10 protein-coding genes are annotated in these 12582 nt (G+C 71.8%); 5 read left to right on the top strand and 5 right to left on the bottom strand.

The genetic code is table 11. From position 1 onward, the window contains the following. The first annotated feature begins 118 nt into the window (after window positions 1–118). Window positions 119–1846, top strand: coding sequence for an alpha/beta fold hydrolase (locus ABZ805_RS09900; RefSeq protein WP_358437052.1), 1728 nt, complete (start codon window positions 119–121; stop codon window positions 1844–1846). 283 nt (window positions 1847–2129) lie between these two features. On the opposite strand, the gene ABZ805_RS09905 is transcribed toward ABZ805_RS09900, so the two are convergent. The 3 genes from ABZ805_RS09905 to ABZ805_RS09915 all read right to left on the bottom strand — a co-directional run bounded on the left by ABZ805_RS09905 (window position 2130) and on the right by ABZ805_RS09915 (window position 5386). Continuing rightward, a complete protein-coding gene (locus tag ABZ805_RS09905) occupies window positions 2130–3197 on the bottom strand; it encodes a zinc-binding dehydrogenase (protein WP_358437055.1) in 1068 nt (355 codons plus the stop codon). A gap of 735 nt (window positions 3198–3932) precedes the next feature. After that, window positions 3933–4553: a TetR/AcrR family transcriptional regulator gene (locus ABZ805_RS09910; protein ID WP_358437057.1), complete on the bottom strand. Its 621-nt coding sequence runs from the start codon at window positions 4551–4553 to the stop codon at window positions 3933–3935. A 23-nt stretch (window positions 4554–4576) separates the two neighbouring features. Beyond that, window positions 4577–5386, bottom strand: a complete 810-nt coding sequence (locus ABZ805_RS09915) for an acetoacetate decarboxylase family protein (RefSeq protein ID WP_358437060.1) — start codon at window positions 5384–5386, stop codon at window positions 4577–4579. A 232-nt stretch (window positions 5387–5618) separates the two neighbouring features. Here ABZ805_RS09915 and ABZ805_RS09920 point away from each other — a divergent pair, with 232 nt between their 5' ends. Further along, a complete protein-coding gene (locus ABZ805_RS09920) occupies window positions 5619–6941 on the top strand; it encodes an MFS transporter (RefSeq protein ID WP_358437120.1) in 1323 nt (440 codons plus the stop codon). On the opposite strand, the gene ABZ805_RS09925 is transcribed toward ABZ805_RS09920, so the two are convergent. Further along, window positions 6928–8145 (bottom strand): MFS transporter, encoded by a 1218-nt coding sequence (locus ABZ805_RS09925; protein ID WP_358437062.1) that lies wholly within the window; start codon window positions 8143–8145, stop codon window positions 6928–6930. The genes ABZ805_RS09920 and ABZ805_RS09925 overlap by 14 nt on opposite strands. Before the next feature lie 257 nt (window positions 8146–8402). Between ABZ805_RS09925 and ABZ805_RS09930 the strand changes: the two genes are divergently transcribed. The 3 genes from ABZ805_RS09930 (at window position 8403) to ABZ805_RS09940 (ending at window position 11227) form a co-directional block, all read left to right on the top strand. After that, window positions 8403–8684 carry a metal-sensitive transcriptional regulator gene (locus ABZ805_RS09930; RefSeq protein ID WP_358437065.1) on the top strand — a complete coding sequence of 94 codons (282 nt, stop codon included), beginning with the start codon at window positions 8403–8405 and terminating at the stop codon, window positions 8682–8684. A 39-nt stretch (window positions 8685–8723) separates the two neighbouring features. Beyond that, a complete protein-coding gene (locus ABZ805_RS09935) occupies window positions 8724–8933 on the top strand; it encodes a heavy-metal-associated domain-containing protein (protein ID WP_358437068.1) in 210 nt (69 codons plus the stop codon). Between the two features lie 71 nt (window positions 8934–9004). After that, window positions 9005–11227, top strand: a complete 2223-nt coding sequence (locus ABZ805_RS09940; protein ID WP_358437071.1) for a heavy metal translocating P-type ATPase — start codon at window positions 9005–9007, stop codon at window positions 11225–11227. A 187-nt stretch (window positions 11228–11414) separates the two neighbouring features. On the opposite strand, the gene ABZ805_RS09945 is transcribed toward ABZ805_RS09940, so the two are convergent. Beyond that, window positions 11415–12575 (bottom strand): DUF1015 family protein, encoded by a 1161-nt coding sequence (locus tag ABZ805_RS09945; protein WP_358437073.1) that lies wholly within the window; start codon window positions 12573–12575, stop codon window positions 11415–11417. Window positions 12576–12582 lie beyond the last annotated feature (7 nt).

Genomic DNA, 12582 nt, shown 5'->3' on the forward strand with positions numbered 1-12582 from the left:
GCCACCCGCCTCGTTCTCGCGAACTAAAAGCGCATTGAACAATTCATTCCGGAGACCAATACATATACGCGAGGAATCGCGCGACCCTTGCCCCGGAAACCGATCCGAGGAGATTCGAATGCGCGATTCAACGATGGCGCGGGCGGTCCTCACCACCGCCTGCCTGGGACTGCTGGCGGCCGGCGTGCCCGGCGTGGCCGCCGCCGAACCCGCGGCGCCCGAGCGCTACGCGGACCAGCAGCTCGACTGGGGCCCGTGCCCCTTCGACACCGCCGACGGGGCCGTGCCCGCCGAGTGCGCCACGGTCACCGTCCCCCGCGACTGGGCCGCGCCCGAAGCGGGACCCGACCTCGCGGTCTCGATCAGCCGGGTCCGCGCCGACGGCGAACGCCAGGGCGCGATGCTGCTGAACCCGGGCGGCCCCGGCGGACAGGGGAGTTCGCTGGCCGGGGCGATCGCCGGGCTGCAACCCGACCTGCACCACGCCTACGACCTCGTCGGCATGGACCCGCGCGGCACCGGCCACGAAGGCGGGACCGCGCCCGACCAGCAGGGATTCGTCTGCCACGTGCCGGTGGACCGATTACCGCAGTCCGAGGGCCTCGACGCGCGGGACCGCTCCGCGGCGAGCATCGCCGAGCACCAGAAGACGCCGCGCGCCATCGCCGAGGCCTGCCAGAGCGACGCGCTCGCCCCCTACATCACCACCTGGCAGACCGCGCACGACGTGGACCTCGTCCGGGCGCTGCTCGGCGAGGAGCGGCTGAACTACCTCGGCTACTCCTACGGCACCTGGCTCGGCGCGAAGTACGCGTCGCTGTTCCCCGAGCACACCGGCAAGGTCGTGCTCGACTCGAACGTGAACTGGCAGGGCCGGTTGCAGGCCGCGTTCGAGGACTTCCCGCGCATCGGCCAGCGCTGGTTCGACGAGGTGTACCTGCCGTGGACGACGCGGCAGCTGCCGGAACTCGTCGGCACCGACGTCGGCTCGGCGCGGCAGGCGTGGGAGCGGGCGCGAGAGCAGTACGCGGCGCAGGGCGTCTCCCCCGACGCGTTCGACGGCCTCTTCGTCGGCCAGGGCAGCGAATTCGGCTGGCTGCTGGCGACCGCGGTGTTCGTCGCCGGGCTGGAAACCGACCAGCAGCAGCCCGCGCCCGACGCGGTGCCCGCGCAGCTGCGGGAACGGCTCGATGCGCGCAGCCAGGCCGGCTTCGGGGTGCCGCTGGCCGAGCTGACGCCGCAGCGGGTCGCCGCCGCGATCACCCCGGACTACCAGGACGTCGCGGGCACCCGCGCCGCGGTGGCCTGCGGTGACCAGCCGACGAAGTCCGCCGAGGAGTACCGGCGGCTCAGCGACGAGCAAGGACCCGAACTGCCGTTGTTCGGGTGGGCCTACGGGCTCGGCGAGGTCTGCGGGCCCTGGTCCGACGGGCCCCGGCAGGAGCTGCCGCAACTGCCCGCCGAGGTCGCCGACCGGGTGCTCGTCGTGCAAGGCGAGTTCGACCCGCAGACCGGGTACGAGCAGTCCGACGCCGCGCTGCGCGAAGCGCCCGGCGTCAGCCGCGTCTCCGTCGACGACTCCCCGATGCACGGCCAGTACGCGACGCAGGACAACCCGTGCGTGGACGGCATGGTCAACGTGTTCCTGCTGCACGGGTCGCGACCGGACGACGCGGTGTGCCCGTCGGTGCCGCTGCCCGCGGAGGAGCAGGTGTTCCCGGTCGACGGCCCCGTGACCTCCGAGCACACGCCGTTCGCGGCCACCCCCGGCGGCCCCGACCTCCCGGCCCTGCGAGCCGCGGTGCAGGAACTGATCGGCGGCCCGTCGCTGCACCCGACCCCCTGACCCCCACACCCACCCGCACATCGAAGTGAACGGACCGTTCGTCCGATCTAGCTGGACGAACGGTCCGCTCACCCACACCGAACCGATCGCACACGAACATCCGATTTCGAGTGAACGGACCGTTTGCCCGAACAGATCGGACGAACGGTCCGTTCACTCGACCTCGGAGTCGGGACGGTGGCGGCGCGGGCTGCGCGCGCCGTCCCGGTTCCGGCCGAGCAGGACCGTGGAGTGAACGGACCGTTCGTCCGGCTAGATGGGACGAACGGTCCGTTCACTCAGATCAGGGGCGGAGGAGGATTCTGATCGGGTTTCCCTCGTGCTCCCGCAGCCGCCGGATTCCTTCGGCGACCTCGTCGAGCGGGAGCACGGCGCTGACCGAGCCGGAGACGTCGAGCCTGCCGCGGTCGGTCAGCTCCACCAGGTCTTCGAGGTGGCGCATCCGATAACCGGTGTGACCGATGACGGTGTGCCGGTTGCGCACGAAGTGGATCTCCGGCCCGACGGCGAGCCGGTCGGGCGAGATCCCGACGAGCACGAGCCTGCCGCGGTGCCCTAGCGCCGCGTCGGCCTGGGTGAAGGTGGCGGTGCGCCCCACGCAGTCGAACGCGGCCCGCAGCCCGCGCCCACCGGTGATCTCGGCGATCCGCTCGGCGACGTCCGGTTCCCCCGGGTCGAGGGCGAAGTCGGCGCCGAGCCCGAGCGCCCGTTCGCGGGCGGACTCCAGCGGGTCGAGCGCGATGATCGGCGAAGCGCCGCAGATCCGGGCGAGCTGCACGAGGTGGGTGCCGACACCGCCGAGCCCCCAGATCCCGACGGATTCGGCGGCCCGCAGCTGCGCGGTGTCGATGGCGCCGTACGGGGTGGACACCGCGTCGGCGAGCACGGCGGCATGCTCCAGCGGCACCGATTCGGGGACGTCGACGAGCGAGACCGCGGAGGTCAGCACGTATTCGGCCCAGGCGCCGTCGTAGTGGAACGCGAGTACCTGGAGGTCTTCGCACCGATCGGTGCCACCGCCGTGGCGGCATTCGGGGCATTCACCGCATTCCTTGCCCGCGGCGATGACGACCCGGTCGCCGACCAGCCGGTTGCGCACGCCGGCGCCGAGCGCGGCGACGACTCCGGCGGCCTCGTGCCCGGGCGTGATCTCCGGCAGCCGCGGCCGGATGTGGCCGTCGAGCTGGCTGAGGTCGGACTGGCAGATGCCGCAGGCGGCGACACGCACGAGCACCTCACCGGGGCCCGGTCGGGGGACGGGCACGTCGCGGACGGCGAGCTCGCCGGTGGCGGTGTCGAACCGGGCCGCGCGCATGGTGGCGGGGATCGACGGATCGAGGACAGCTGACATGGGAGTGTCCTTTCGCGGTGCGCCCGTTTCCGGGGCGAGACGGGGAACCGTGCGCTCTCCCCCGAGCGGTGGTCGCTCGGCGGGGAGAACGCGGGCGGTCGGCGGATCGGGCGAATCGGTGGATCGGGTGATCAACGGGCGAGGCGATCAGCGGGTCAGGTGATCAGCGGACTGATCGATCAACGGAGTCCGGCGCGCTGCGAGCCGAGCGAGCAGCGAGGGCCGGCGACCAGTGAGCAGGACGATCAGCAAGGTCACCCGGCCGACGAACCAGGTGTCCGGCACGAACGGTCAGCAGGTCGGGCGACCCGCATGAACGGTCAGCGGGCCAGGCGGCTTCCACGAGGCGCCAGCGGATAGTGAGCGGACCGTTCGTCCCATCTACTTGGACGAACGGTCCGTTCACTCCAGCTCGAGGGAGTGGAGGGCAGGTGAACGGGCCGTTGGTCCGATCTTGTTGGGCGAACGGTCCGTTCACTCCGGGAGTGGGTGGGATCGGGTTGGTGGTCGGTGGGGTGCGCGGACTCGGCCGGGCTTGTTCGGCGAACGGTCGTTCGCTCAGGTTCGGGGGGCACGTGGCAGTGGGGTGTGCGGACAGGCGTTCGGCGCTGACGACGATCACCACCGGAAGCGATCACCGCCGGAGGAGGACCGGCCGCACGAACCGCCGCCACTCCCCCGGGCCCACGGACCGGACACCGAAGCCCCATCCGAACCACCCCCGAACAAGCCCCACTACCCCTGGAACCCGGGCACCCCATCGGCGAACAAGGTGCTCACCGAGTCGGCGAGCTCCTCGGGCGTCCAGTCGGCATCGGTGTCCAGCAGCAGCCGGGCCCCGGATTCGGCCGCGCCGACGGCGAGCGCGGCCAGCGTCGCGGCACGGCGTTCGGCGTGCGGGGCGGAGGCCCCGAGCCAGTCGCGCAGCACGGGCGTGAGCCGTTCGGCGGCCCGTGCCCGGGAGCCTTGGACGGCGCGCGCCCGGTCGGCCCGCACCTGGGTTCCGTACAGCAGCCGATAGCTCTCGGGCGCGTCGCGGACCGCCGTGTAGTAGGCGATGAGCACGTCGCGCAGCGCCGTGGCCGGGTCGGGTTCGGCGCGGGCCGCGTCGAGGGCGGTGGCGAGCTGTTCGGTGAAGCGGCGGCTTTCCCGTTCGTCGAGGGCCTGGAGCATGGTGTCGCGGTTGTTCCAGCACCGGTACAGCACGGTTTTGGCGACGCCGGCTTCGGCGGCCACGGCGTCCATGGACACGGCGTCTCCGTCGCGCGCGGACACGCGCAGTGCGGCGTCGAGCACGAGTTCCTTGCGGACGGCGAGCGGCAGGTGCTGCGCGCGTCCCCCTTTGGCGCCGGTCATGGCCGCGTCCTCCCCGGTTCGTCTCAGCTGTCGCGCATCGGGTGCATGCGCAGCAGGAAGGTCGGCGAGACCAGTCCCACCGGCAGCGGCATCTTGCCGACCCTCATGTTGACGCGGCGGTAGTGCGCGTTCAGCGGCGGCCCGGAGATGAGGGTGTCGAGCGGGTCGGTGTAGGAGCCGCCGATGGTGAGGTCGACGTCGGCGGCGCGCTGTTCCAGCGGGTGGTCGACGGTGCTGAAGGTGACGAGCCGGGGGACGGAGAGCCCGACGGTCCCGATGACGTTGCGGAACGGCTGGTTGAAGATCGGCGGCACCGAGTCGACCTCGTCGCCGAAGCGGCCGGTGACGCGGATGAGGTCGACGCCGCGGCGGCGCACGACGGCCTCGATGCGGTCGTCGTGCTCGGCCCAGTCGATCTCGGCGATCTTCTTGGGGAAGCCGAGGGTGTCGCGGCCGCCGATGAGCGCGGTGTCGTCGTCGACGACGATCCACGGGCAGTGCGCGGCGCGGAACGGGCCGTGCTTGACGTTGAGGAACAGCGCGGCTTCGCGGTAGGTGCTGTTGAAGTTGGTCCACGGGTAGTCGACGACGAACAGGGTGGCGGTGCTGCTCTCGTCCATCTTGACCCCGGCGGGCAGGACGTGGTTCGCGGCGTCCCGGTCGATGGGGACGGTGGCGGAGAGGAACTTCGCGTTCTTGTACTTGTCGGCCTTCGGGTTCTGCCTGCGGCGGAGGTCGGCCTTGGCCTCGTCGAAGGTGAAGTCGGGCCGGGCGTCGGCGGGGGCGACGCCTTCTTCGGACATCCGGACCTTGCCGACCTGGTGGGTCGTCATGCGTGCCTCCTCGTGTTTTGTACCTTGCAGTACAAGTATTGTACTTACGGGTACAAATGTCAAAGCCGCAGGTGCGGAGCACTCTCAGGTCGTCCGAAGCCGCCCACCGCCGCACGGCCGATCACCTGGCCGCCGGGCCGTCGTATCGTCCAGGACCGTCGGTGCCTGATCGGCTGCGAAGGAGCGGGCGGTGTCGAGTTCCACCACAGGAGGACCCTCGATCGCGGGGCGGATGGATCGCCTCCCGCTGATCGGCATGCACCGGAAGGCCACCACCGCCGTCGGGCTGGGGCTCTTCTTCGACATGTACGAGATCTTCCTGACACCGGTGCTCAGCACCGCGCTCGTGCAGGAGTTCCAGCTCAGCAAGGCCGAACTGCCGCTCGTGCTGGCCTCCACGTTCCTCGGCATGTTCGTCGGCACGCTGCTGCTCGGCCGGCTCGCCGACCGCATCGGGCGCCGCCGCGCGTTCCTGCTCAGCCTCGCCGTGTACTCGCTCTTCTCACTGCTGGGCGCGTTCAGCACCGGGCCGTGGATGCTGGCCGCCACCCGGTTCGTCGCCGGCGTCGGCATCGGCGCCGAACCACCGCTGGCGGACGCCTACCTCAGCGACCTGCTGCCCGCGAAGCGCCGCGGCCGGTACATCGCCTGGGCCTACACCGTGGCGTTCCTCGGCGTGCCCGCCGCAGGCTTCCTCGCGCACTGGCTGGTGCCCGCCGCACCGCTGGGCATCGCGGGCTGGCGCTGGATGTTCGCGCTCGGCGCGCTCGGCGCCGTCGTGGTGTTCCTGCTGCGGCGCGGGCTGCCCGAATCACCGCGCTGGCTCGCCGCCACCGGCAGGCAGGCCGAAGCCGAAGCCCTCGTCGACGAGCTCGAAGCGCAGGCCCGCGCCACCGGGGTCGAGCTCCCCGAACCCGAACCCGCGCGCGGCGCGCCGCGACCGGCGGGCGGGCTCCGCGACCTCGTCACCGCCCCCTACGGCCGCCGCACCGCGATGATGGCGGTGTTCCAGGTGCTGCAGACCGTCGGCTACTACGGGTTCGGCACGATGGTGCCGCTGGTGCTGGCCGCGAAGGGCTACGAGATCACCGACACGCTGCTGTTCAGCGCCGTCACCTACCTCGGCTATCCGGCCGGTGCGGCGCTGTCGCTGCCGTTCGTGGAGCGGATGGAGCGCAAGCACCTGGTGATCACCTCCGCGCTGGGCATGATGGTGCTGGGTCTCGCGTTCGGGCTGTCCGCCTCGACGCTGCCGATCGTGGCGTTCGGGTTCCTCTACACCGCGATGAGCAACGTGTTCTCGAACGCGTTCCACATCTACCAGGCGGAGATCTTCCCGACGCACATCCGCGCCACCGCCGCGTCCTGGACGTACTCGCTGTCCCGGCTGACCACCGGCGCGATGCCGTTCGTGCTGGTGCCGCTGCTGCACGCGCAGGGAGCCGGGGTGCTGTTCGCGGTGGTCGCCGCCGCGATGATCGGGGTGAGCGCGGACATCGGCCTGTTCGGCCCGCGCTCGACCGGGCGTCCCCTGGAAGACGTCAACGAGCGGTAGCGAGCTCCGGCTCCGGTTCGAAGCGGGCCCGGAACCGCTCGGTGGTCTGCGGCACCACCAGCACCACCGCGATCGCCAGCACCGGCCCGACCAGCAGCGCCGTGAACGCGGTGGTGTAGCCGCCGTGCTCCACGATGTAGCCGAACACGCCGGGGCTCAGCACCCCGGCCAGCTGCCCCCCGAACATGATCATGCCGCCCGCGGCGCCGGTGAGCCCCGCGGGCAGGCTGCGCAGCGGCACCGAGAAGCACGGCAGGTACGCCAGCCCCGCCACCCCGCCGAGCACCGTCACGCACCCCACGAACAGCGGCACCGACGGCAGCCGCGGCAGCAGGAACAGCAGCACCCCCACCACCAGCATGCTCGGCACCACCAGCAGCCGCGGCCGCCCGCCGAACCGGTCCGACAACCGCCCGCCCAGCACCGTCCCGGCCGCGCCCAGCAGCGTCGGACCGATCAGCGCCAGGCTCGCCTCGCCGATCGCCAGGCCGTGCACCTCCACCAGGTACGAGGTGGTCCAGGTGCCGATCCCCCAGCTCACCACGTCGTAGGCGAAGAACATCGCCGCGAACCCCCACAGCACCGGCGACCGCAGCAACCGCCCCACGCCACCGCGGGCCCGCGCGGGACCGGTGAGCTCCGGATCGAGCGGCTCCGGCATCCACCGCAGCACCGCCGCGAACACCAGCAGCCCCAGCACGGCCACCACCGCGAAACCGACCCGCCAGTCCCACAGCGACAGCAGCACCGCGCCCACCACCGACGCCAGCAGCGCGCCCACCGCGTTGGAGCTCTGCATCCACCCGTTCGCGGTAAGCCGCTGCTGCGGGGTGCTGCGCGCGCTCAACGCGCTCACCGATGCCCCGGGGAACAGGCCCTGCGCGGCGCCGAAGCACAGCCGCACGACTACCAGCGAGGCGAACGACCAGGCCAGCGCGGTCAACCCGGTGAACACCGACCACAGCAGCAGCGCGACCGCCGCCACCCGCACCCCGCCGAAGCGGTCCGCGAGCAGCCCGCCGGGGATCTGCATCAGCGCGTAGGTGAGGAAGAACGCCGACACCACCAACCCGCGCTCCCCGTGCCCCAGCCCGAACTCCTCGCCGATCGACGGCAGCGCCACGTTGATGATGAGCCGGTCCACGTAGTCGACCGTCCAGGCCGCGAACAGCAGGGCCACGGTGATGCGGGTCGTTCGGTGCACGGGCGCTCCTCCCGCCCCTGCGGGGGCGATCGGCCGACGGAACGACCGGAACCTACGCCGAACGGGCCGCCGAACGGGAGGCCGTGGCGTGAATTCGATCTTGCGGGCGGGCGGCGCCGCGCTCGACGCTCCGGCACCACCCGCGCTGAACTGCGCGTTCTCCCCGACCGCGACCGCCCACAATTGACACGCATACCCCCCAGGGGTATACCTGTGCTGGTGAGGGACCGGTGGGCACCGGACCGGGGAGGACGGCGATGCACGGGTACACCCAGGACAAGGACGAATACGCCAAGCGGCTGCGCCGCATCGAAGGGCAGGTCCGCGGCCTCGCCAAGATGATCGAGGACGACAAGTACTGCATCGACGTGCTCACCCAGATCAGCGCCACCACCAAAGCGCTGCAGTCCGTCGCGCTGGGGCTGCTCGACGAGCACCTCAAGCACTGCGTGGCCGAAGCGCTCACCGAAGGCGGCGAGGCGGCCGACGCCAAGGTCGCCGAGGCGGGCGCGGCGATCGCCCGGCTCGTCCGGTCCTGACCAGCACCACGAACCACGAACCACGAGAAGGGGACGTACATGAGCCAGTCGACCTACACCGTCACCGGGATGACCTGCGGCCACTGCGTGAGCTCGGTGACCGAGGAGATCAGCGAGATCGCCGGCGTCTCCGACGTCGCCGTCGACCTCGCCACCGGTGCGGTGACCGTGACCAGCGCCGAACCGCTGTCCGACGGCGCGGTCCGCGGCGCGGTCGAGGAGGCCGGCTACCAGCTGGTGACGGCGTGACCACCGCGGCGGGCGCGGCACCCGCCGCACCCGCCGCTTCCGCACCCCCAGGGGGAACAGGAGAACGCACGATGAGCACGGGAACGCCGACCGGAACCGGACGGCACGTCGAACTGAGCATCGGCGGCATGACCTGCGCGTCGTGCGCGAACCGGGTGGAGCGCAAACTGCGCAAGCTCGACGGGGTCACCGCCACCGTCAACTACGCCACCGAGAAGGCCGCCGTCACCTACCCGGCCGAACTCGACCGGCAACGGCTCATCGACCAGGTCGAAGCCGCCGGGTACACCGCCACCGTCCCCGAACCGGACGAGACCGACGACGCCGCCGAGACCACCGCGCTGCGCGACCGGCTGATCACCTCGGCCGTGCTCGCCGCACCGGTGATCGTGCTGGCCATGGTGCCCGCGTTCCAGTTCACCTACTGGCAGTGGGTGTCGCTGGTGCTCGCCGCGCCCGTCGTCGTCCTCGGCGGCGCCCCGTTCCACCGGGCCGCGTGGACGAACCTGCGCCACGGCGCCACCACCATGGACACCCTCGTGTCCCTCGGCACCCTCGTCGCGTTCCTCTGGTCGCTGTACGCGCTGGTGTTCGGCACCGCCGGAATGCCCGGCATGACGCACGGCTTCGAGCTCGGCGGCAGCGGCGACGGATCCATCTACCTGGAGGTCGCGGCCGGGGTCACCACGTTCATCCTCGCCGGGCGCTACTTCGAAGCGCGCTCCAAGCGGCACGCCGGAGCAGCGCTGCGCGCCCTGCTCGAACTCGGCGCGAAGGACGTCGCCGTGCTCCGAGACGGGCGCGAACAGCGCATCCCCGTCGACGACCTCGCCGTCGGCGACCTGTTCGTGGTGCGGCCCGGTGAGAAGATCGCCACCGACGGCACCGTCGACGAAGGCGGCTCCGCCATCGACACCGCCATGCTCACCGGCGAATCCGTGCCCGTCGAAGTCGGGCCCGGCGACACCGTCGTCGGCGCCACCGTCAACTCCGGCGGACGGCTCGTCGTGCGCGCGACCCGCGTCGGCGCGGACACCCAGCTCGCCCAGATGGCGCGGCTCGTCGAACAAGCCCAGACCGGCAAGGCCGCGGTGCAGCGGCTCGCCGACCGGATCTCCGCGGTGTTCGTGCCGATCGTGATCGGCCTCGCGCTCGCCACCCTCGCCGGCTGGCTGCTCGCGGGCAGCGGCGCCGACGCCGCGTTCACCGCCGCCGTCGCCGTGCTCATCATCGCCTGCCCCTGCGCGCTCGGACTCGCCACACCGACCGCGCTGCTCGTCGGCACCGGGCGCGGCGCCCAGCTCGGCGTGCTCATCAAGGGCCCCGAAGTGCTCGAATCGACCCGGCGCATCGACACCGTCGTGCTCGACAAGACCGGCACCGTCACCACCGGGCAGATGGCGCTCTCCGGCATCCACCTCGCCGATGGCACCGACGAACAGCAAGCGCTGCGGCTCGCCGGAGCCGCCGAGCACGGCTCCGAACACCCCATCGCCCGCGCCATCGCCCGCGGTGCCGCCGACCGCGTCGGAGAACTCCCCGCGGCCACCGACTTCGGCAACGTCGAAGGACTCGGCGTGCAGGCCACCGTCGACGGGCACCGCGTCAGCATCGGCCGGATCTTCTCCGGCGAACTGCCCGCTCCGCTGCGCGACGCGAAGGCCGCCGCCGAGAGCGCAGGGCGCACCGCCGTCGTCCTCGCCTGGGACGGATCCGCGCGGGCCGTGCTCGACGTCGCCGACACCGTGAAACCCACCTCCGCCGAAGCCGTCCGCGGCCTCCGCGACCTCGGGCTGCGGCCCGTGCTGCTCACCGGCGACAACCGGGCCGTGGCCGTCGCCGTCGCCGCCGACGTCGGCATCGACGAGGTCATCGCCGAAGTGCTGCCGCAGGACAAGGCCGCCGTGATCAGCCGGCTGCAGGGCGAAGGACGGGCCGTCGCGATGGTCGGCGACGGCATCAACGACGCCGCCGCCCTCGCGCAGGCCGACCTGGGGCTCGCGATGGGCACCGGGACCGACGTGGCCATCGAAGCCTCCGACCTCACCCTCGTCCGCGGCGACCTCCGCGCCGCCGTCGACGCCATCCGGTTGTCCCGCGCGACGCTGCGCACCATCAAGGGCAACCTGTTCTGGGCGTTCGCCTACAACGTCGCCGCCATCCCGCTGGCCGCGGCAGGCCTGCTCAACCCGATGATCGCCGGCGCCGCGATGGGCTTCTCCTCGGCGTTCGTGGCGGCGAACAGCTTGCGGCTCCGCAACTTCCACCCCACCACCCCAACTGCATCGGAGTGAACGGACCGTTCGTCCCATCTGATTGGGCGAACGGTCCGTTCACTTCAACCCGGTTCGACGACGGGTGGACGAGCCCGACGAGGCTCCACCGCGACGGGGGCGAGTGAACGGACCGTTCGCCCGATCTATCGGGACGAACGGTCCGTTCACTCGCTCGAACGCGGGCCGGCGTCTTCGACGGGCTCGTTCACGGGCGCCGCGGGCTCGGCAACGCGCGGAGCACCAGGGCGGGATGCGGGTCGGGGCCGAACGCCGTCGACTTCACCGGCAGGCGAACACCGGTCGCCGCTGCCGCCGACAGGTCCATCCGGCTCGGCGGAAATGCGATCGCCGCGATGCCACCGAGTTCCCGCACCGCGTGCAACGCCCGCGGCGCGCTCGGCTCGTAGAGCACCGGTGACTCCGCCACCGCGTCGAGGTACGCCTGCAGCACCGAGATGTGCATCGCGCGCAACGACTCCGGGAACCGCGCACACGGCCCCTGCAGGAATTCGGCGTTGGGGCGATCCAGCAGAAAGGCGCGGTCCGACGTGGCGACGATGAACGCGGCACCGTGGTACGACCGCGCCCGCAGCACGTCGAGCCACTCCTCGAGCGGCCCGCTCAACGCCGTGATCTGGAACCACTGCTGCGCGGCGGCAAGCGCCTTCCACGGATCGGCGTGCGGCAACACCCGGTGCACCGGCCGCAACCGCAGCGGACTGCGCTTGGTGTCGACGAGCAGCGCGGGGATGTAGTCCCAGGGACCGCGCCCGTAGCCGGCCGCGTGCACTTCGCGCCGGAACCGGCGAGCGGCGACGTGGCGGTGGTGCCCGTCCGCGATCAGCGCAGACCGCTCGTGCAGCGCATCGATGATCTCGCCGCAGGTGGACCGTTCGCCGAGCCGCCACACCCGGTGCTGCTGACCGTCCGGGGTGCGCAATTCCGTCAACGGCCGTTGCCGGGTGGCGGCGTCCAGCTGTTCGGCAGTGCGGTCGGTTCCGCCGTATCCGAGCAGGATCGGCGGCATGCTCATCCGGCCCTCGCGCATCAGCTCGACCATGGCATCGGTGTGCGCGGGAGCGATGTCCTCGTGCGGCAACAGCCTGCTGTCCAAGTGCACCGCGGAGATCACGCCGCGTTGCACGCCCAGCGGGCCGACCTGCTCGTAGACGTACATGGCGGGACGTTCCTCGCGGGCGAGGACCTCGAGGCGCTTCCACTCGTCCAGCAACCGCACCGAGTTCTCGACGTCCACGCGATCCCACGGCGTGGCGTGGCGGTCGGCGAGACCGCGCAGCCGCTCGGGCGCGAGTACCCAGGCGCGGAACGGGCGGATGTCCACTCCCACTCGTACCGAACTCGTCACCACCGCA

The sequence above is a fragment of the Saccharopolyspora sp. NPDC047091 genome, from assembly GCF_040643635.1.
Classification (GTDB): domain Bacteria; phylum Actinomycetota; class Actinomycetes; order Mycobacteriales; family Pseudonocardiaceae; genus Saccharopolyspora_C.

Bases quoted from the DNA above. Each gene is read 5' to 3' on its own strand.
- ABZ805_RS09930 (WP_358437065.1), top strand. From the start codon at position 8,403: ATGCACGGGTACACCCAGGACAAGGACGAATACGCCAAGCGGCTGCGC.
- ABZ805_RS09940 (WP_358437071.1), top strand. From the start codon at position 9,005: ATGAGCACGGGAACGCCGACCGGAACCGGACGGCACGTCGAACTGAGC.
- ABZ805_RS09920 (WP_358437120.1), top strand. From the start codon at position 5,619: ATGGATCGCCTCCCGCTGATCGGCATGCACCGGAAGGCCACCACCGCC.
- ABZ805_RS09910 (WP_358437057.1), bottom strand. From the start codon at position 4,553: ATGACCGGCGCCAAAGGGGGACGCGCGCAGCACCTGCCGCTCGCCGTC.
- ABZ805_RS09915 (WP_358437060.1), bottom strand. From the start codon at position 5,386: ATGACGACCCACCAGGTCGGCAAGGTCCGGATGTCCGAAGAAGGCGTC.
- ABZ805_RS09935 (WP_358437068.1), top strand. From the start codon at position 8,724: ATGAGCCAGTCGACCTACACCGTCACCGGGATGACCTGCGGCCACTGC.
- ABZ805_RS09905 (WP_358437055.1), bottom strand. From the start codon at position 3,197: ATGTCAGCTGTCCTCGATCCGTCGATCCCCGCCACCATGCGCGCGGCC.
- ABZ805_RS09900 (WP_358437052.1), top strand. From the start codon at position 119: ATGCGCGATTCAACGATGGCGCGGGCGGTCCTCACCACCGCCTGCCTG.